This window comes from Thioalkalivibrio sp. ALJT (assembly GCF_000381825.1).
In the GTDB taxonomy this organism is placed as follows: Bacteria; Pseudomonadota; Gammaproteobacteria; order Ectothiorhodospirales; family Ectothiorhodospiraceae; genus Thioalkalivibrio.
Genome location: NZ_KB907127.1, coordinates 100,754 through 119,994, shown reverse-complemented (window position 1 = coordinate 119,994; position 19,241 = coordinate 100,754). Strand labels below are relative to the sequence as shown.

Genomic DNA, 19,241 nt, shown 5'->3' with positions numbered 1-19,241 from the left:
CCACCGCCCGTCAAATCCCGCCCCTCACAACCACCATAATCCCCATGCCACCACCGCCCCGAACCACAGCGCAACCACCGGCCACGGAGAGACAGGACGAACTTGCGCGGCGTCGTAGCACCCGGCTACTCGCGGATCTTCCCATTGGCCTGCAAGGGCCTGGTCGAGGCGCACGATCAACCACTCGCGCACGACCGCAATACGCGCCTTGCGTGTCCCGGAGAGCGCACGCCGCTGGCGCCGCAGCGCGCCCTGTTCCGCCTCGAAATAAGCCAGCGCCAGAAACAGCCGATGCGCGAACCGCTCGGCCCAGCGCCTCGAGGACCGGCAACCCGCTCCCAGGATCACCCCCAACGCGCGCACCAGTACCGGGCGTGCCACATACTCGGTGAGCCAGACCACCAGCACCACGACCACCATCAACGCGAGAATACGGACACCCGCCTCGCCCAAACCGGCCCCCGGGCCATCCGACCCCGTTGGCCACAGCCCGTAAAACACCAGCAGCGACAGGTAGAACCACTTCATCCGCAGCAGCAGCCGGCCCGCCCTGTGCCAGTCAAAGGCACTGCCGACGGCCAGCAGCAGTGCCATCCCCCCCGTAACCGCCACTACCAGCGTCTGTGCCGAAACCAGCGCCAGGGTAGCCATCAGCACCCCCAACAGGGCCCACACCCCATGTGCCCGCTCCCGGGCATTCGACCCCGGCTCCACCGGGTCTTCCCGTGTCGCACTCACCCGCCGGGCATCCCGCTCCGGATATCCGGCCCAAAACACCCCGCCCCGGACATTCCCCGGCCGAGGTCCGGGACTTGGTCAAGCAAACACCGATTCATGTACCCACTCACGTTGCCACCCCCGGGGCTCTTCGCAACCCGACGCGGCTTGCGCCGGCAGCCGATCCATCCGCCCATTGTGGATGGAGCTCGTTTCACGGATTCGGGACACGACACAGGATCGGGGACAGACCGGCTCCACACGCGGGAGAACAGTCCTGTTCTCGGCCGCGCTCGCAACGATCATCCGGACCGGACAGTCCCTTGATGGGTAGAAAGCCATACGCGATCGAAGGCCAGGATAGAGCCGCAGCCGCCCGTTGTGGATCGAAAACGGGGTCGATCCAGCCGGGGTTGACGACACGAGCGGATCGAGCACACCTCACGCTGCGGCTCACCGGCAACCGAAAGCCATGCAGCCGTGACCACTGACCTGAGCGTGCACAAAGCGATGCAGCAGCGAGTGCGGGGCCGACCATCTCTTCAGGCCCCGAAGGCGGCCGTGTCGCGCCTTCCGCGCAATCACGGCCGGTCGACAGGTCACAACCCCTTGAGCTGCTCCCGGATTGCCTCGGCCTCGCGCTTCTGCTCTTCAGTACCGGATGCCAGCACTTCCTCGACAAGCTCCTCGGCCCCTTCCTGATCACCCATATCCGCGTAAGCCTGTGCCAGGCTCAGGCGCGTGACGTTCTCGTCTTCCGAGGTATCCTCCGCACCCTCACCCGACTCACCCTCGATCAGGTTCTCGTCCAGATCCAGTCCGACGTCGTCCCGATCGGGACTGGCTTCCGGCAAATCCCGATCGTCGTCCCCATCCGGGAGCACCGTTTCGTCCAGATCGAATGCCAGGTCATCGAGGTTGTCAGCGCTGGCATCACCGGCAGCGTCGCCCGCCTCGGCTGCCTTCGCCAGATCCGATTCGAGATTCTCGTCGATATCGAACGCCAGGCCCTGCCCGTCATCCTCGGTACTGACCGCCGGAGCCTCCGCATCAACGCCGCGGTCCGTTTCCGGCAATTCCAGCTCGGCGAAATCGATCTCGTTGCTCACACTGCCCGACGCCGCACCCGCATCGGACACCTCGGAACGTTCGCCCGCGGGCTCGTCCTCAGCGCCCGCCACGTCACCATCCCCCCCGGCCGCGCCCATGCGCGACTCCAGCCCGGCCAGTTGATCGCGGATGTCGCTATCACCTTCATCCAGCAAGTCACGCAGCCCGCTGGCCGCCTGACGGGCATTATCTTCATCCTCAAGCGCGAGATACGCCTCGACCAGCCGCAAGCGGTACTGTTTGTTCTCGGGGCTGCCTGCGATCGCCGCATTCAGCGTCTCTACCGCCTGGTCGTTCATGCCGTAGGCCAGGCACACATCCACCTCGGCCAGCACATCGTCGGCCCCGTCATGTCCCTCCGGACCCGTGCCAGCGACCACCGCCTCGCCGCCACCTTCAGCCTGTTCATCAGGACCGGCGACCGCCTCCGTCTCTTCGGGCTGCGGTTGCCCGCCGGCTTCCTCGCCCGTACTGGCCGCGGCGGTACCCGCCACCCCCCCCGCGGTAGCACCGGCTGCTGCGGACGGGGTCGGGTTCCGCCGGCCTTCGGCCATATATCGGGCCTCATAGCCTGCGGTGACGGATTCACTTGCCTGAACCTTGCTGTTGTCAGCACGCGGCTTCAGCCCGGTGGCGTGTTCATCCACCATGATCTCGCGACGGCCACCGCGGGCAAAGGCCAGCAGGACCAGCAACAGCAGGATCACCAGGGCAATCGCCATCATCAGCAACAGCGGATCGTTCATGATCCGTTCGTGTAACGGGGCATGGCGCTCGGCATCGGCGCGATCCAGTCGGGTACGCAGCTGCTCGCGCTCGGAACGCAATTGACTCAACTGCGCCTCGAGCTCGGCCATGTACTCACTGGAAAGATCAGCGAGCTGACTGCGCTCCCCCAGCTCCTCGCGCAGTTCGGAGATCTGCTCGCGCATCCCCTCCATTTCCGCACGCTGCGACAACAGGGCCTCCTGCAGGAGCTCTTCGGAGCGGACGCGATCCTCGTCCGCGGCCACGTCATCGGGCAACAAGTCGACCACGATCTCGAGGCGATCTTCGGTCATGACCTCCGCTTCGGCCGCCACTTCCGGCGCCGGTTCGTCGACGACCACGGCCTCCTCTTCTTCACGTGCGACCGTGTCGGGGGCTACGGCGACCTCGTCCTCGGCGCCGACCTCGGCATCCTCCGGTGCGGGCTCCGGTTCCTCCCGTGCCGCTCGAACCGAGGCCTGCCAGGCCCGGGTTTGTTCACCGACTTCGTCGCGGGCCTCGGCCTCGCCACGAGCCTCGAGCTCGGCACGCGTCGGCATGCGCAGCTCGGTGTCTGCACGCAAGGCGTTGATGTTATTGTCGATAAAGGCATCCGGGTTTGCGTCCAGGAAGGCCAGCATCACCTGTGCGTCGCTGTACCCCGAGATGCCGCTGCGACGCACGACCGAGTACAGCGTGTCGCCACTGCCCACTCGGACCGTCTCGGCCTCGCGCGGCCTCGGTGGCGCGTCCTCTTCCGCCGGGGTCAGCGCCGGTGCACCAGAGGGCATGGTTCCCGGTGGGTCCAGAAGCAGCGAGATTTCGCGCATCGCACGGCCACCATCCCAGCGGGCCTCCAGCAGGATGCCAACGTAGGGCTCACGCACGGGACGCCGCGTGGTCAGGATAACGCGGTCGTCTTCCACCTCGATATCGAGATCCCCCGGTACACCACCGCGGTTAAGACCGACGCGGCGGTAAGCATCCTCGGGTGCCTGGCGTACCCGCAATGAGTCCGCCACGGCCACTGCGCCGCGCAAGGGGATTTCGGCCCGCAAGGGCTGATTCAGGAAGGATTGAAGGTCAACCTCACCAAAGCCCACGGAGCTCGAGGACACCGGAGCCACCAGCAGCAAGAACAAAAGCCCTACCATTAACTTGCGCACGAATCCCCCCTGAATGTGCCGCGCGACCCAGGCCTCTGGCCACGGATTTGCCCGCACCAGAGCTCGGCCGCTTTCCCGGATTAAATCACAGGTAATCCCGGATCAAAACCTCGGCAATCTGGATCGTATTCAGTGCGGCGCCCTTGCGCACGTTGTCGGAGACCACCCAGAGGTTCAGCCCCCGGGGATGCGAGATGTCCTCGCGAATGCGCCCGACGAACACGGCGTCCTTGCCGGAACCCTCGGTCACGGCGGTCGGATAGCCCCCGTCCTCGTGCTTGTCGAGCACCGTGATCCCCGGGGCGGCGGACAGGATCTCGCGCGCCTTCTCCGCGCTGATCTTCTCGCGGGTCTCGATGTGCAGGGCCTCGGAATGGCCGTAGAACACCGGGATGCGCACGGCGGTCGGGTTCACCAGGATGGACTCGTCGCCCATGATCTTGCGGGTCTCCCAGACCATCTTCATCTCTTCCTTGGTGTAACCATTGTCCTGGAAGACGTCGATGTGCGGCAGCGCATTGAACGCGATCTGCTTCGGGTACACGTTGCACTCCACCGGGCGGCCGTTCAGCAGGGCTGCCGTCTGATGCGCCAGCTCCTCGATCGCATCCTTGCCGGTGCCGGAGACGGCCTGGTAGGTGGCGACGTTGATGCGCTCGATACCGACCGCGTCATGCAGCGGCTTCAGCGCCACCAGCATCTGGATGGTGGAGCAGTTCGGGTTCGCGATGATCCCGTGGCGGGTGTAGTCCCCCACCGCGTCCGGGTTCACCTCCGGCACCACCAGCGGGATCTCCGGGTCATAGCGAAACTGCGAGGTGTTGTCGATCACCACGCAGCCGGCCGCGGCCGCCTTGGGCGCGTATTCCGCGGACACCGAGGCCCCCGGCGAGAACAGCCCGATCTGCACCGTGGAGAAATCGAAGGTAGCCAGATCCTCCACCTCCAGCTCGCGGCGGCCGAAGGCGACCGTCTTGCCGACCGAGCGCGAACTGGCCAGCGCATGCACCCGCCCCAGCGGCAGGTCACGCTCGGCCAGGATGGAGAGCAGGGTCTCGCCGACGGCGCCGGTTGCGCCCACCACGGCCACGTCAAACTTGCGGTCACTCATCGTTCATTCCCGGTTTAATTTTAATCTTCAAGCTACTGATATCTGGTTAGTCTTCCAGCGCGGCCACCAGGGCATCACCCATCCCCTGGGTGCCGACCAGCGTCATGCCTTCACCAAAGATGTCCGGCGTGCGCAGACCCTGATCCAGCACCCGGCCCACCGCCTGTTCGATGCGCTCGGCCAGGTCATTGCGGTTCAGGCTGTGGCGCAGCAGCATCGCGACGGACAGCACGGTCGCCATCGGATTGGCCTTGCCCTGCCCGGCGATATCCGGCGCAGAGCCGTGGATCGGCTCGTACAGACCGACCCCCTCGCTGTTCAGCGAGGCCGATGGCAGCATGCCGATAGACCCCGTCAGCATCGCCGCGGCATCGGACAGGATGTCGCCGAACATGTTGCCGGTCACCATCACGTCGAACTGCTTGGGGTCACGCACCAGCTGCATCGCCGCGTTGTCCACATACATGTGAGACAGCTCGACCTCGGGGAATTCCTTCCCGACGCGCTCGACCACCTCGCGCCACAGCTCGGAGACCTCGAGCACATTCGCCTTGTCCACCGAGCACAGACGCTTGCCGCGCTTCATCGCGGCCTCGAAGCTCACCCGGGCGATGCGCTCGATCTCCGACTCGCTGTAGGCGGCCGTATTGAAGCCGTAGCGCTCGCCATTGCGCTCCTCGATCCCGCGCGGCTGGCCGAAGTAGATCCCGCCGGTCAGCTCGCGCACGATCAGAATATCCAGCCCGCTGACCACCTCCGGCTTCAGCGTGGAGGCCGAGGCCAGCTGCGGATACAGGATCGCCGGACGCAGGTTTGCGAACAGGCCCAGGTCCGAACGGATGCCCAGCAGCCCGCGCTCCGGACGCAGATCGCGCTCCAGCGACTCGTACTGTGGACCGCCGACCGCGCCCAGCAGGATCGCGTCGGCGCGGCGCGCTGCCTCGCGGGTGGCCTCCGGGTAGGGATGCCCGGCCGCGTCGTGCGCCGCGCCCCCGATCAGGCCCTGCTCGATCTCCAGATCCAGCCCGCCGATTTCGCCCACACGCTCCAGCACCTTCAGCGCCTCGGCCACGATCTCGGGCCCGATCCCGTCCCCGGGCAATACCAGAATTCGGCTCACAAACCTCTCCTAACCATCAGATCAATCGAATTTTTTCTTTACCTGTAGGAGGCCAGCCCTCTGGCCGATTGGGCCTGTCCTGGCGCCCCATCGGCCAGAGGGCTGGCCTCCTGCAAAGGGCACCATTCAGCCCTGCGAGTGCTCCGCCATCCAGGACCACTCGCGGCGCTGGCGTTCCTCATAGGCGCGAATGTCATCGGCGTACTGCAGCGTCAGGGCAATGTCATCCAGGCCGTTCAGCAGGCGGTGGCGCCGGTCCTCGTCGAGCGTGAAACGGAACACGGTAGCGTCCGGCGCCGTTACGGTCATCGCTTCCAGGTCCACCTCAACCTGCGCGCCCGGGTTCGCCTCGACCTGATCGAACAGCGCCTGCACCTCGTCCTCGGCCAGCACGACCGGCAGCAGGCCGTTCTTGCAGCTGTTGGAGAAGAAGATATCCGCGAACGACGGCGCGATCACCGCGCGAAAGCCGAAGTCGGTCAGCGCCCACACCGCGTGCTCGCGCGAGGAGCCGCAGCCGAAGTTCTTGCGTGCCAGCAGGATGCTCGCCTGGTCGAACGGCGCCTGATTGAGCACGAAATCCGGGTTGATGCGGCGTTGCGAGCTGTCCATGCCAGGCTCGCCCGGGTCCAGATAGCGCCAGTCGTCGAACGCGTTGGGCCCGAAGCCCGTGCGCTTGACCGACTTCAGGTACTGCTTCGGGATAATCGCGTCGGTATCGACATTGGAGCGATCCAGCGGCGCGACGATCCCCTTGTGTACGGTAAAGGCCTGCATCGCTTACGCCTCCTTCAGTGCCGACGGTTCGACAAAGTGCCCGGCCACAGCGGCCGCGGCGGCCAGCGCCGGGCTGACCAGATGGGTACGCCCGCCCTGCCCCTGACGGCCCTCGAAGTTGCGGTTCGAGGTCGAGGCGCAGCGCTCGCCCGGCTCCAGTCGGTCCGCATTCATCGCCAGGCACATGGAACAACCCGGCTCGCGCCACTCGAAGCCGGCGTCCAGAAAGATCCGGTCCAGCCCTTCCTGCTCCGCCTGCTGTTTCACCAGTCCGGATCCCGGCACCACCATCGCCAGCTTGATGTTGTCGGCCTTCTTGCGGCCCTTGACCACCTGGGCGGCCGCACGCAGGTCCTCGATCCGCGAGTTGGTGCAGGAGCCGATGAAGACCTTGTCCGGACGAATCTCCGTCATTGGCGTGTTCGGCTGCAGGTCCATGTATTCCAGCGCACGCTTCATGCCCTCGGCGCGCACCGGATCGGACTCGGCCGCCGGGTCCGGCACGCGGCCGTCGATCGGCGCGACCATCTCCGGCGAGGTGCCCCAGCTCACCTGCGGGGCGATTTCGGCGGCATCCATCTCCACCACCGCGTCGAACTCGGCATCCGGGTCGGACACCAGCGTACGCCAGTACTCCGCCGCCTTTTCAAACAGCTCGCCACTCGGCGCCTGCGGCTTGTTGCGCACGTACTCAATGGTCTTCTCGTCCACCGCCACCATGCCCGCGCGGGCCCCGGCCTCGATGGACATGTTGCAGATGCTCATGCGCCCCTCGATCGACAGACTCCGGATCGCCGAGCCGGCGAACTCGATCGCATAGCCGGTGCCGCCGGCGGTGCCAATGCGGCCAATGATCGCCAGCACCACATCCTTGGCGGTCACGCCCGGGCGCAGCTCACCCTCCACGCGGATCTGCATGGCCCTGGTCTTCTTCTGCCACAGGCATTGCGTGGCCAGCACATGCTCGACTTCGGAGGTGCCAATGCCGAAGGCCAGCGCACCCAGCGCACCGTGAGTGGAGGTGTGCGAGTCGCCGCAGACGACCGTCATGCCCGGCAGGGTCGCGCCCTGCTCGGGACCGATCACATGCACGATGCCCTGGCGCACGTCGGCCATCGGGAAGAACTTCAGCCCCAGGCTCGTGACGTTGGTCTCCAGGGTTTCCACCTGGGTGCGCGAGACCGGATCGGCGATGCCGCGGTCCCGATCGGCGGTGGGCACGTTGTGGTCCGGCACCGCCAGCACGGAGTCCCCGCGCCAGGGCTCGCGCCCGGCCAGACGCAGACCCTCGAAGGCCTGCGGGCTGGTCACCTCGTGCACCAGGTGGCGGTCGATGTAGAGCAGCGTCGAGCCATCCGGCTCCTCGCGCACCACATGCGCCCCCCACAGCTTGTCGTACAGTGTCTTGCCTGCCATTACCTGCTCCCGCGGCCGCGCCGCGTTCTATCGTTCTTGCGCCCCACCACCGATGATCGATCAGCGCTCCAAAGGCCCGCCCTTGCACCGCGTCGCGGCATGCACCGTCATTTCAGGACGACCGTTTAACGGAGTCTGCGGCCACCCCCAGTATTCTTTCAAATCCGATTTATTATATTTACCATTCCATCTGGTTATGGATTAACGATCCGGCGCCGCATCAGTCAGTCGGTCATTATTCCACGGAGGCGATAGATGCGCCCGGAACAGCTAAGCATCGAGTCCCTGCAGGCCTTCGTGGCGGTGGTCGATACCGGCGCCTTCTCCGCCGCGGCCGAGCGGCTGCACCTAACCCAGCCGGCGATCAGCAAGCGCATCCAGTCACTGGAGGCCAGCCTGCAACGCCCCCTGTTCGAGCGCCAGGGGCGCCGCGTGCGGCCCACCGAGGTCGCCGTGCGCCTGTTGCCCGAGGCCCGCGAGATCCTGGCCCGCCTGCACGCGATCGAGCAGCAGGTGGCCGACCTCGACCAGGTCGTGCGTGGCCGCATCCGCCTCGCCACCTCGCACCACATCGCCCTGCACCGCCTGCCCGCGCCGCTGGCCGCTCTGCGCACCCGCTACCCCGAGCTGGAGCTGGAACTCGCGTTCATGGACTCCGAGGCCGGCATCGAGGCGGTAATGCACGGCGACGCCGATCTGGCCCTGGCCACCCTGCCCAACGACCTGCCGAAGGGCTCGGAGGCCCAGCCCGTCTGGACCGATGACCTGGTCCCGATGATCGCCCGCGGCCGCGCCCAGGATGCCCCACTGGACACTCTGCAACGGCTGCATGACTGGCCGGCGATCCTGCCGCCGGTGGGCTCCACCACCCGCCGCCAGATCGACCATGCGCTGGCCGCACTGGGCCTGCACACCGCCGCAGCCCAGGAAAGCCCGTACCTGGAGGTCATCCGCATGATGATCGCCGCCGGCCTCGGGATCGGCTTCCTCCCCCGTACCATGGCCACCGACGAACTGGCCATCCTCGAATGGCCCGCCCCACCCATCACCCGCCAGCTCGGCTGGGTCCGCCACGCGGACCGCTACCGCTCCCGGACCCTTGCGGCCGTGATCGAGGGATTACATAACGGGGAAGATCAGAAGCCCCTGGACCTTACCGATCTCCAGGCGTGAGCCTGCTGGGCAGGTCCATTGCATCATGGAGCACACGCAATAGCTCTACACAACGGGGTTTGTCGGACGCGGGCCGGAAAACAAGCACGTGTCGGCCTCTCCGCCCTCCGCGTGCGACATGGAGCGTGCAGATACCCGGACCGATATCCTCGCGGCTGTGCACAGTCGGGTGGGCGGGCCCGCCCTGCAATGCCCGGATCGCCGCGGAAAGGGTGCCGACATAGGCACGGGCGTGATGCTCACCAAAGTGCTCCGCCGTCCACGAAACGATATCCCGAAGATCCTGCTCGGCATGCGCCGCGAGACGGACAGTCCATTGTCCGGATGATGCATTCACGGCTTATCTCTTCGCGATGGCTTGTTCTGTCAGTTCCTGCAAATGCGCATCGAGGTCGCGCTCGGTATCCAGTTCGGCGTAGCGGCCTGCCTCCAGGTCCGCGATACCTTCCGCAGTCGCCCGCCGCAAGGCTTCCAGCCGCGCCTCCTGCTCACGCTCACGAGCCTGTACGAGGCGGAGCCCGTCACGCAGAACCTCGCTGGCATTCTGGTAGCGCCCGGATCGAACCAGCTGCTCCACAAAACCGCTTTGCTCCGGCGTCAGGACAATGTTTCGTGTAGGCATGGTTAACCTCCGTCCATCACTATTGGCATTTTATGCCAAGAGCCACAGGCGATCCAAGCGCCACCCTGCTGCACGCCCCTTCTCTGCGAGCTGTGCACTCAACAAAACGAGCGCTGCACGATTCTCGACAACGGCAACCGAGCCTTGCCGGCATCAGGCGCGTGCGGCCTCGCGGGGGAGCAGGGAGGAGATCATCCAGGTGGCGAAGATGAACAGGGTGGAGGCGATCAGCGCGCCCTCCAGGCCCCAGACCATGAAGATGGCACCGGAGGCGACGGTGCCGACCAGACGCCCACCGGCGTTGGCCATGTAGTAGAAGCCGACCTTCATTGCGACCCGGTCGGTCTCGGCGTAGTCGAGGATCAGGAAGGAGTGCACGGCGGAGTTGATCGCAAACACCACGCCGAACACGCCCAGCCCGACCATCAGCACCCAGGCCGGGTCCAGGCCCGTCTCCAGGCCGATCACGATACCGATGGGCAACAGCATCAGGATGAACGCCCAGAGCCGCGCCGTCAGGCCGGTCGGATGCACACCGCCCTTGCCCAGCAGGCGCGGCACCGACGCCTGCACGATGCCGTAGCCGATCACCCACAGCGCCAGAAACGCGCCCACCTGCATGTGGTTCCAGTCCAGCGTGGAGCTGAGGAACACGGGCAGCGCGACCACGAACCAGACATCACGCGCGCCGAACAGGAAGAACCGCGCCGCCGAGAGCACGTTGATTGCGGCGGAATTGGAGAACATCCGGGTGAACTTCGGCTTGCCGCCGACCCGACCCAGCCCGCGTGGCAGGCCGACGATGGAGAACAGCATCACCACGGCCAGCATTCCCGCCAGGATCACCAGCGCCATCTGGAACCCGACCGAATACAGCAGCGCGCCACCGACGAAGAAGCCGACCCCCTTCAGCGCGTTCTTCGAGCCGGTGAGCACTGCCACCCAGCGAAACAGCCGCCCCTCGCCGTCGCCGGCGACCAGCTTCACCCCGGACTTCGCACTCATCTTGTTCAGGTCCTTGGCGATGCCCGACAGCGCCTGCGCGAACATCACATAGGCCACGCCCAGCCAGGCCTCCGGCACCGTGAGCATCAGCAGTGCGGCGACCTGCAGCAGGGTCCCGGCGATCATCGTCGTGTTCACCCCCAGCCGCGCGGCGAGCCAGCCGCCGGTCAGGTTGGTGATCACCCCGAACAGCTCGTAGAACAGGAACAGGAACGCGATCTCCAGCGGGCTGTAGCCCAGCTGGTGGAAGAACAGCACGACCAGCATGCGGATCGCGCCGTCGGTGACGGTAAACGCCCAGTAGTTCGCGGTGATCCGCGCGTAGGCGCCCAGTCCCAGGGTGGGCGGGGCGCCCGGATTCGGCTGTTCGGCCCCTTCGCTCACGCCGCCGTCAGACGCCCAGCCGGGCCACGCGCGCGACCAGCTCCACCAGCCGGTTCGCGTAACCCCACTCGTTGTCGTACCAGGCCAGGACCTTCACCTGCGTCCCGTCGACCACCATCGTGGACTGCGCATCGACAATGGACGAGCGCGAGTCGGTGCGGAAGTCGCTGGAGACCAGCGGACGTTCCTCGAAGCCCAGGATGCCGGCGAGCTCGCCCGCGGCCGCCGCGCGCAGCAGTTCGTTGACCTCCTCCGCAGAAGTCTCGCGCGCGGCCTCGAAGGTGAAATCCGTCAGCGAGGCGTTCATCAAGGGCACGCGCACGGCATGGCCGTTCAGCCGCCCGTTCAGCTCGGGGAAGATGTCGCCGATCGCCTTCGCCGACCCGGTGGTGGTCGGGATCAGGTTCAGGCCGGCGGCCCGGGCCCGGCGCAGGTTGTCGCGCGGCAGGTCCACCGGCGACTGCGTGGCGGTCATGTCATGCACCGTCAGGATCGTTCCGTGGCGGATCTCCAGTGCCGGGTGCAGCACCTTGACCAATGGCGCCAGGCAATTGGTGGTGCAGGAGGCGGCGGTGACGACATGATGCCGGGCCGGATCGTAGGCGGCCTCGTTGACGCCCATCACCACGTTCATTGCGCGTTCGTCCTTCACCGGCGCGGCGACCACCACGCGCTTCGCGCCCCGGGTGAAATGCGGCTCCAGCGTATTCATCGTGCGGAAGGCGCCGGTGGCATCGATCACGATGTCGACATCCGACTCGTCCCAGGGCACCTGCCCCGGCTCGGCATGGCTCGTGTGGCGCAGCTCGCGCCCGTCGATGCGGATCTGCTCGGCTTCGGCCTCGGGCTCGCGACCCCAGCGCCCGTGCACCGAATCGAACTCCAACAGGTGGCCGGTGACCGCACCGTCTGCCGCAACCTCGTTCAGATGCACGATCTCGAGGTCGTCCCGATCCCAGGCCGCACGCAGCGCGAGCCGGCCGATCCGCCCCATTCCGTTGATGCCAACCCGTACGGCCATAACGCCCTCCCGCGAAAAATCGCGTCAGGATACCCCGCCCAAATGACCAGCGCATGACACCCGGCCACCAAGACCCGGTTCCACCACGAAGCTCACGCAGGCACGAAGAAGGTCAAGATCAAGGGCGATTTCACCACGGAGTGCACGGAGGACACGGAGAAGGGCTAAGACTGAAAAGCAGGAAGGTCCAATCAACACGATCGCGCGTTCTGTCCTCTTTCGCCCCCCGAAAGCCCGAGCCGCTTCTTTCCCTCTGTGCCCTCCGTGCACTCTGTGGTTAGAAGCCCTTGCCCTTCTTCGTGCCAACGTGCGCTTCGTGGTGGAACCGGGTTTCAGCGGCAACCGATCAGTTGAGCCAGACGATGCCGGCATTGAGGTAGATGGCGAAGCCGACCCACAGCAGGTAGGGCACCAGCAGCGCGCCGGCGATGCGGTCGATGCGCCAGAAGGCGATCAACGTGGCGAGGATCAGCGGCCACAGGATCAGGATCTCGGCGAGCGCCAGATCCGGGCGCTGCAGGCCGAAGAAAAGCACCGACCAGCCCAGGTTCAGTGCGAGCTGCGCCAGGAACAGACCCAGCGCGATCGGTGCCCCGGTCAGGCCCACGCGGCGCCACACATGCCAGGCGGCCAGCCCCATCAGGCCGAACAGCACGCTCCAGACCGGGCCGAACACCGCATCCGGCGGATTCAACGGCGGCCGGGCCAGGGTTGGGTACCAGTCACCCACCGAAAGACTGGTGGCCCAGCCCCCCAGCCCCGCCACGGTAAACACCAGTACCATCCAGGCCAGCAGCCCGAGCATGTCCCCACCAAAAGAGCGCCGTCGCGGATGCGACGCATGGGGCGTATCGCGTGTCATTACAGAATTCCCCTCGAGATTCGCGGTCGCAAGGCAGGATGCCCCGAACAAGGCCCGGATTCCGAACCGAATTCATTCAGGATTCAGTGAACCACGCAACACTCCCCGTGACCACCCCGAACAAAAGCGAGCTGCAATGCCCCGCCCCGCAACCCTGATCACCGCGGTTCTCTTCATCCTGGCCGCCGGCGTGCTGGGCTGGATGCTGCTCGCCCCGGAGGACGATGCCACGCCTGGCAGTCGCCCCGGCAGTGGCGAGACGAGACCGGTAGCCGTGGCAGTTGCCGTCATCGAGACCCGTGACCTGGTCGAGCGCCGGCGCTTCACCGGGAGCATCGAGGGCGCGGATCGCATCGAGATCACACCCCGTGTCGGCGGCCGGGTCTCCGAGGTCTTCGTCAATCTGGGGGACCGCGTGGAGCCGGGGGATCCCCTGCTGCAGCTGGATACCGAGGAGTTCGAGCAGGACCTCGCCCAGGCCGTAGCGGAACTGGAGGTGGCCGAGGCCAGCCTGGCGGAGGCCATCGCCAGCCGCGACGCGTCCCGGCGCGAGCTGCAGCGCACCCGGGAACTGCGCGACCAGGGGATCGCCTCGCGTTCCGAGCTGGAGGCCGCCGAGACCGAGCTGGCCCTGACGCAGACCCGAGTGGCCCTTGCCGAATCGCAGATCCGGCAGCGAAGCTCCGCACTGCGTACGCGCGAGATCCAGCTTGGCTACGCCCGCCTCGAGGCGGATACACCCGGCGCCACGCGCTGGGTGGCGGAACGGTATGTCGATCCAGGCGCCGTCATCAGCGCCAGCGAACCGGCGCTGGCACTGGTCCGGCTCCAGCCGGTCCGGGCGATCCTGGCCGTGACGGAGTCCGACTACGGTCGCCTGTCTCCCGGCCAGGCCGCCGAGGTGCGCACCGGCGCCTACCCCGACACCGCGTTCGCGGGGACCATCGCGCGGATCGCACCGGAGTTCCGCCCCGGCTCGCGCCAGGCGCGGATCGAGGTGGAACTACCCAACGACGACGCCCGCCTGCGCCCGGGCATGTTTGTCGAGGCCGCGATCACCCTGGGCCAGCGCGACGGCGCGCGGGCCATCCCGCGCGACGCGATCATCCAGCGCGAGGCCGGGCCCACCGTATTCAGCGTGGACCCCAGTGGCGAGCGCCCAACGGCCCGGCGCCATCAGGCAGTCACCGGTGTCCGTGACGGGGACTGGGTCGAGCTGCTGGAACCCGATCTCCCGCCGGGCACCGAGGTCGTGATCCTCGGCCAGCACCTGCTTGCGGACGGCACCCCGCTGCGGCTGAGCGAACCGGGCCGCATCCCCGACCGCGATGACGCGCACGAGGCACAGACCCCGTGAACCCCGCGCGCCTGACCGTCCACCGCCCCGTGCTGACCAGCATGGTGGCGCTGATCGTGGTCATCCTTGGGCTGACCGCGCTGACGCGCCTGCCGGTGGACCTGCTGCCCGACATCACCTACCCCGTGGTCACGGTGATGACCTCCTACCCCAACGCCGGGGCCGAGGAGGTCGAGCAACTGGTCACGCGCCCGGTGGAACAGGCAGCGGCCGCGATCACCGGTGCCCAGGAGATCCGTTCCACCTCGGCCGAGGGCAACAGCAACGTCCGCATCAACTTCGCCTGGGGCACGGACATCCGCCAGGCCGTGGACGACCTGCGCGATCGTCTGGCGCGCATCCAGGACCGCCTGCCGGATGATGCCGACCGCCCGCTGGTGCGCCAGTTCGACACCCAGGACTCGCCCATCATGCGCCTGGGGGTGGGCTCGCAGCTGGACGCCATCCACCTGCGTACCCTGATCGACAACCGCATCGCCCCGCGCCTGGAGCGCATCCCCGGCGTCGCCGCGGTGGATACCTTTGGCGGGCTGGAGCGCGAGGTCCGCGTGGAGGTGGACCCGGAGCGTCTCGAGGCCATCGACCTGGGCCTGGACGACCTGCGCAACCGCATCCGCGACGCCAACGTGATCACCCCCGGCGGGCCGATCATGGACGGCCGGCGGGAGTACCGCCTGCGCACCCCGGCCGAGTTCCGCTCGGTGGACGAGGTCCGCGACACCATCGTGCAGCGCAGCGAGGATGGCGTGACCTACCTGCACCAGGTCGCGGAGGTGCGCGATACCCATCAGCGCGTCACCCGCCGCTTCCGGGTCAACGCAGAGGAAGGCGTCCAGCTCGCCGTGCGCAAGCTGGCCGACGCCAACACGGTCGAGGTCTCCGAGGCGGTGCAAGCCGACCTGGTGCGCCTGAACCGCGACTTTCCGCAGATCGACATCCGCGCGATCACCGACGAGGCGGGGTTCATCCGCAACTCCATTACCAACGTCGGCCAGGCCATCCTCTACGGCAGCGCACTGGCGGTACTGGTGCTGCTCGTGTTCCTGCGCAACATCCGCTACACGCTGGTGGCAGCCACCGCGATCCCGCTGGCGGTGATCTCCACCTTTGGCCTGGTCTACTTCGGCGGGCACTCCCTCAACCTGATGACCATGGGCGGGATCGCGCTGGGCGTGGGGCTGATGGTGGACAACGCCATCGTGGTGATCGAGAGCATCGCCCGCAGACGCGAAGAGCACGCGGAACAGACCGCCGCCGAGGCCGCGATCAGCGGCACCGGACGCGTCGCCCCCGCGATCGTCGCCAGCACCCTGACCACGATCGCCATCTTCCTGCCGCTGTTCTTCGCCGAGGAACTGGCCGGACAGCTGTTCAAGCCACTGGCGGCGGTGGTCGCGTTTGCCCTGGCCGCCTCGTTGATCGTCGCCCTGACCCTGGTGCCGATGCTGATGGCCCGAGCACCGATGCCCAGGCGCGACACCAGCGCCCTCGCGCGCATGGAACGGCGTTACCAGGGCCTGCTGCGGCGCACCCTGACCCAGCCGTGGATGGTCATCGGCATCAGCCTGCTGCTGTTGATGCTCGCCCTCGTCGGCCTGCGTGGCGTCGGCACCGAGTTCCTGCCCGCCACCGACGAGGGCCAGATCCGGGTGCATGTCAGCATGGAACCCGGGACCCCCCTGAACGAGCTGTACGCGACCATGGCGGAACTGGAGGCGATCCTCCGCGACGAGGTCCCGGAGTTGCAGAATCTGGTCTCCAGCTCCGGCGCCTCGGCGTTCCGGGCCTCCTCGCCGGCCTCCGGCAACATGCGCGTGATGGTCGGCTCGCGCGATACCCGCAGCCGCTCCTCGGATGCCATCGCCGCCGCGCTGCGCGAGGCGCTGGGCAGCCCGCCCGGGGTCGAGATCCGCGTACGCGCCTCCAGCGGGATCTTCTTCCGTGGCTTCGGCCGCGGCGCGGACGAGGAGAGCCTGTCCATCGAGGTCCGTGGCTTCGAACTGCCCACGATGAACGCGGTGGTCGAGCGGTTCGAGGCCGCGCTGGCCGACATCCCCGGCGTGACCGATACCCGCGTCGGCTCCGACGGCGGCCAGCCCGAGTTCGCCACCCGCATCGACCGCGCCCGCGCCGCCGACCTGGGCGTGGACGTGCGTACCATCGCCCAGACCCTGGAGACCGCGCTGGGCGGCTCCAGCGCCGGACAGCTGCGCGCCGGCGGAGATGAGACCCGTATCTGGGTCCAGCTGCGCGACGCCGACCAGAGTTCGCTGGACGACCTGCTGAACCTGACGGTGCGCAGCGAGGACGGCGAGCGCGTCGCCCTGCGCAGCCTTGTTTCCTTTGAAACCGCGATGGGCCCCGACAGCATCCAGCGCCGCGAGCAGGCGCGCATCAGCACGCTGTTCGTCAATATCGGCGACCGCTCGCTGGGCGAGGTCGCGGCGGACGTGCGTGCCGCCCTGGCGGATATCCCCCTGCCGGAGGAGATCGACTTCTCGGTCACCGGCGATATCGAGGAACAGGAGGCGGCCTTCTCCGAGCTGCTGCTGGGCACCCTGCTGGCCACCCTGCTGGTGTACATGGTCATGGCCAGCCTGTACGAATCCCTGCGCGACCCGCTGATCGTGATGTTCTCTATCCCGCTGGCGCTCATCGGCGTGACCGGCGCACTGCTGGTCACTGACACCACCCTCAACGTACAGTCACTGATCGGCATCCTGCTGCTGGTCGGGATCGTGGTGAACAACGCGATCCTGCTGGTGGACCGCATGGCCCGGCGCCACCGCGACGACGGCATGGAACTGAACGCGGCGATCGTGGCCGCGGCCGGCGAGCGTCTGCGCCCGATCCTGATGACCACGCTGACCACCATCCTCGCTCTGTCGCCGCTGGCGATCGGCATGGGCGACGGTGGCGAGGCCCAGGCCCCGATGGCGCGGGTGGTGATCGGCGGCCTGCTGTCGTCTACCCTGATTACCCTGGTGTTGATCCCGACGCTGTACCTGCTGTTCCACCGCCGGGCCGAACACCCGCAACCGGTCTACCGAGTCGCCACGGAACATGCCTAGAAAAACGCTGACCTGCCTCGTCGCGCTCGCCCTGACCCTCCCGGCCCAGGGCGCCGACGCCCAGGACGCCACCGAGGGCCTGCGCCTGTCGCTGCCCGCCGAGGCCCTGCTGGACACCCGCACGTTCGAGCGCGAGGCAGTGGCGGAGGAGAGGCTGTCGCTGGAGGAGGCCGTCGCCCGCGCGCTGGAGAACAACCGCGGCCTGCGCGCCGAGCGCCTGCAAACGGCCATCCAGGGCACCTTCGAGGCCCAGGAGCGTGCGGTATTCGACCCCGAGCTGTTCGCCGAACTGGAGATCAGCCGCGATCAGAGCGTGCGCCAGCTGGAACAGATCGGCGAGACCGACACCGTGACGACCACCCGCCGTTTCGGGGAGGCCGGGATCACCCAGGCGCTGCCCACCGGCACCGACCTGACGGTCTCGCTGCGCAGTTCCCGCGCCTCCAGTTCGCGCGTGGACACCCCGCAGTTCACCACCCGCGCGGGGCTCAGCCTGACCCAGGCCCTGCTCCGGGGTGGCCGCATCGAGTCCAACCTGGTGCGCCTGCGCCAGGCCAGCCTGGACGTGGAGGCCTCGGAATACGAGGTGCGCGGCTTCGTGGAGCAGCTGATCACGGACGTGGAGGGCCGCTACTGGGACCTGGTACTGGCCGACGCACAGATCGCCATCTTCGAGGAGGCCCTGGCGGTCGCCCGCGCCCAGCTGGACCAGACCGAACGCCGCATCCGGGCCGGCGACCGTCCGGAGACCGAGGTCGTATCCGCGCGCGCCGAGGTGGCGCTGCGCCGCCAGGGCCTGATCGACGCGCATGCCGACCGTGCCCGCGCCCAGGACGCACTGGCCCGCCTGCTGCAGGCCGACAACGGCGGGCTCTGGGATACCCGGCTGGAGGCCCGCTCGGAGCCGGAGCTGGAGCGCTACACCCTGGAGCCACTGGATGCCTACGTGGCCCTGGCCCGCGACCACCGCGCCGACCTCAACGAGACCCGCCTGCGCGTGCAGCGCAATCAGCTGGAGGTGGTGCGCACCCGCAACGGCCTGCTGCCGCGCCTGGACTTCTTCGTCACCATGGGCCAGTCCGGCTACGCCGACAGCTTCAGCCGCACCTGGCGCGACCGCCAGGGCGACGGTTACGACCTGGCCGCCGGCCTGCGCTTCGAGATGCCGATCGGCAATCGCGCGGCCGAGGCCAAGCACACCCGCTCGCGCCTGACCCGCCAGCAGATCCAGGAGACCCTGGCCAACCTGGAGCAGCTGGCCATCGAGGACGTGCGCGCCACCTGGTTCGATGCCACCCGCGTGCGCGAACAGATCCAGGCGCAGAAAGAAACGGTGGAACTGCAGGAAGAACTGCTGCGCGTGGAACAGACCCGCTTTCGGGTCGGGGCCGGTACCGCCCTGGCGGTGGCCCAGGCCCAGCGCGACCTGCTGGAGAGCCGCCTGCGCCTGACCGAGACGGTGGTGCGCTTTCGCCAGCTGAGTACCGAACTGCTCAATGCCAGCGGCACCCTGCTGCTGCACCGCGGCATTGACGCCCCGGGCGCCGAACGCGTGGAGATCCGCCTGTAACCGGGCCTTCAG

15 protein-coding genes are annotated in these 19,241 nt (G+C 67.5%); 4 read left to right on the top strand and 11 right to left on the bottom strand.

What is annotated here, in order from left to right; genetic code table 11:
• Positions 1–24: 24 nt before the first annotated feature.
• The 6 genes from G332_RS0109210 to leuC form a co-directional block, all read right to left on the bottom strand.
• Positions 25–651: a hypothetical protein gene (locus G332_RS0109210; RefSeq protein WP_051080546.1), complete on the bottom strand. Its 627-nt coding sequence runs from the start codon at positions 649–651 to the stop codon at positions 25–27.
• 665 nt (positions 652–1,316) lie between these two features.
• A complete protein-coding gene (locus G332_RS0109205) occupies positions 1,317–3,740 on the bottom strand; it encodes a FimV/HubP family polar landmark protein (protein WP_026340746.1) in 2,424 nt (807 codons plus the stop codon).
• An 85-nt stretch (positions 3,741–3,825) separates the two neighbouring features.
• Positions 3,826–4,851, bottom strand: a complete 1,026-nt coding sequence (locus G332_RS0109200; protein ID WP_019626705.1) for an aspartate-semialdehyde dehydrogenase — start codon at positions 4,849–4,851, stop codon at positions 3,826–3,828.
• A gap of 46 nt (positions 4,852–4,897) precedes the next feature.
• A complete protein-coding gene (gene leuB, locus G332_RS0109195) occupies positions 4,898–5,971 on the bottom strand; it encodes a 3-isopropylmalate dehydrogenase (RefSeq protein ID WP_196800059.1) in 1,074 nt (357 codons plus the stop codon).
• Positions 5,972–6,097: 126 nt separating this feature from the next.
• Complete coding sequence (leuD, locus tag G332_RS0109190; RefSeq protein ID WP_019626703.1) at positions 6,098–6,748, bottom strand: 3-isopropylmalate dehydratase small subunit; 651 nt, start codon at positions 6,746–6,748, stop codon at positions 6,098–6,100.
• A gap of 3 nt (positions 6,749–6,751) precedes the next feature.
• Positions 6,752–8,164, bottom strand: a complete 1,413-nt coding sequence (gene leuC / locus G332_RS0109185; RefSeq protein ID WP_019626702.1) for a 3-isopropylmalate dehydratase large subunit — start codon at positions 8,162–8,164, stop codon at positions 6,752–6,754.
• Positions 8,165–8,419: 255 nt separating this feature from the next.
• Here leuC and G332_RS0109180 point away from each other — a divergent pair, with 255 nt between their 5' ends.
• Positions 8,420–9,337, top strand: coding sequence for a LysR family transcriptional regulator (locus G332_RS0109180; protein ID WP_019626701.1), 918 nt, complete (start codon positions 8,420–8,422; stop codon positions 9,335–9,337).
• Here G332_RS0109180 and G332_RS13870 read toward each other — a convergent pair.
• The 5 genes from G332_RS13870 to G332_RS0109160 form a co-directional block, all read right to left on the bottom strand.
• Positions 9,318–9,674 (bottom strand): type II toxin-antitoxin system RelE/ParE family toxin, encoded by a 357-nt coding sequence (locus G332_RS13870; protein ID WP_081619794.1) that lies wholly within the window; start codon positions 9,672–9,674, stop codon positions 9,318–9,320. The genes G332_RS0109180 and G332_RS13870 overlap by 20 nt on opposite strands.
• Positions 9,675–9,677: 3 nt before the next feature.
• A complete protein-coding gene (locus G332_RS0109175; RefSeq protein ID WP_019626700.1) occupies positions 9,678–9,959 on the bottom strand; it encodes a type II toxin-antitoxin system ParD family antitoxin in 282 nt (93 codons plus the stop codon).
• Positions 9,960–10,112: 153 nt separating this feature from the next.
• Positions 10,113–11,348, bottom strand: a complete 1,236-nt coding sequence (gene arsJ / locus G332_RS0109170) for an organoarsenical effux MFS transporter ArsJ (protein ID WP_019626699.1) — start codon at positions 11,346–11,348, stop codon at positions 10,113–10,115.
• A 7-nt stretch (positions 11,349–11,355) separates the two neighbouring features.
• A complete protein-coding gene (locus tag G332_RS0109165) occupies positions 11,356–12,369 on the bottom strand; it encodes an ArsJ-associated glyceraldehyde-3-phosphate dehydrogenase (protein ID WP_019626698.1) in 1,014 nt (337 codons plus the stop codon).
• A 346-nt stretch (positions 12,370–12,715) separates the two neighbouring features.
• Positions 12,716–13,231 carry a TspO/MBR family protein gene (locus G332_RS0109160; RefSeq protein ID WP_026340745.1) on the bottom strand — a complete coding sequence of 172 codons (516 nt, stop codon included), beginning with the start codon at positions 13,229–13,231 and terminating at the stop codon, positions 12,716–12,718.
• Between the two features lie 136 nt (positions 13,232–13,367).
• On the opposite strand from G332_RS0109160, the gene G332_RS0109155 reads away from it, so the two are divergent.
• Genes G332_RS0109155 through G332_RS0109145 form a run of 3 tightly spaced genes read left to right on the top strand, consistent with a single transcriptional unit; the run spans position 13,368 to position 19,229 of the window.
• Complete coding sequence (locus G332_RS0109155) at positions 13,368–14,588, top strand: efflux RND transporter periplasmic adaptor subunit (RefSeq protein ID WP_019626696.1); 1,221 nt, start codon at positions 13,368–13,370, stop codon at positions 14,586–14,588.
• Positions 14,585–17,659, top strand: a complete 3,075-nt coding sequence (locus G332_RS0109150; protein WP_019626695.1) for an efflux RND transporter permease subunit — start codon at positions 14,585–14,587, stop codon at positions 17,657–17,659. Before G332_RS0109155 ends, G332_RS0109150 begins: the two co-directional genes overlap by 4 nt.
• Complete coding sequence (locus tag G332_RS0109145; RefSeq protein ID WP_019626694.1) at positions 17,652–19,229, top strand: TolC family protein; 1,578 nt, start codon at positions 17,652–17,654, stop codon at positions 19,227–19,229. Before G332_RS0109150 ends, G332_RS0109145 begins: the two co-directional genes overlap by 8 nt.
• Positions 19,230–19,241: the final 12 nt, after the last annotated feature.

What these genes read in the sequence shown, in the direction of transcription:
- G332_RS0109175 (WP_019626700.1), bottom strand. Translation starts at nt 9,959, where the DNA reads ATGCCTACACGAAACATTGTCCTGACGCCGGAGCAAAGCGGTTTTGTG.
- G332_RS0109165 (WP_019626698.1), bottom strand. Translation starts at nt 12,369, where the DNA reads ATGGCCGTACGGGTTGGCATCAACGGAATGGGGCGGATCGGCCGGCTC.
- G332_RS0109210 (WP_051080546.1), bottom strand. Translation starts at nt 651, where the DNA reads ATGGCTACCCTGGCGCTGGTTTCGGCACAGACGCTGGTAGTGGCGGTT.
- leuC (WP_019626702.1), bottom strand. Translation starts at nt 8,164, where the DNA reads ATGGCAGGCAAGACACTGTACGACAAGCTGTGGGGGGCGCATGTGGTG.
- G332_RS0109200 (WP_019626705.1), bottom strand. Translation starts at nt 4,851, where the DNA reads ATGAGTGACCGCAAGTTTGACGTGGCCGTGGTGGGCGCAACCGGCGCC.
- G332_RS0109180 (WP_019626701.1), top strand. Translation starts at nt 8,420, where the DNA reads ATGCGCCCGGAACAGCTAAGCATCGAGTCCCTGCAGGCCTTCGTGGCG.
- G332_RS0109160 (WP_026340745.1), bottom strand. Translation starts at nt 13,231, where the DNA reads ATGACACGCGATACGCCCCATGCGTCGCATCCGCGACGGCGCTCTTTT.
- G332_RS0109155 (WP_019626696.1), top strand. Translation starts at nt 13,368, where the DNA reads ATGCCCCGCCCCGCAACCCTGATCACCGCGGTTCTCTTCATCCTGGCC.
- leuD (WP_019626703.1), bottom strand. Translation starts at nt 6,748, where the DNA reads ATGCAGGCCTTTACCGTACACAAGGGGATCGTCGCGCCGCTGGATCGC.
- G332_RS0109145 (WP_019626694.1), top strand. Translation starts at nt 17,652, where the DNA reads ATGCCTAGAAAAACGCTGACCTGCCTCGTCGCGCTCGCCCTGACCCTC.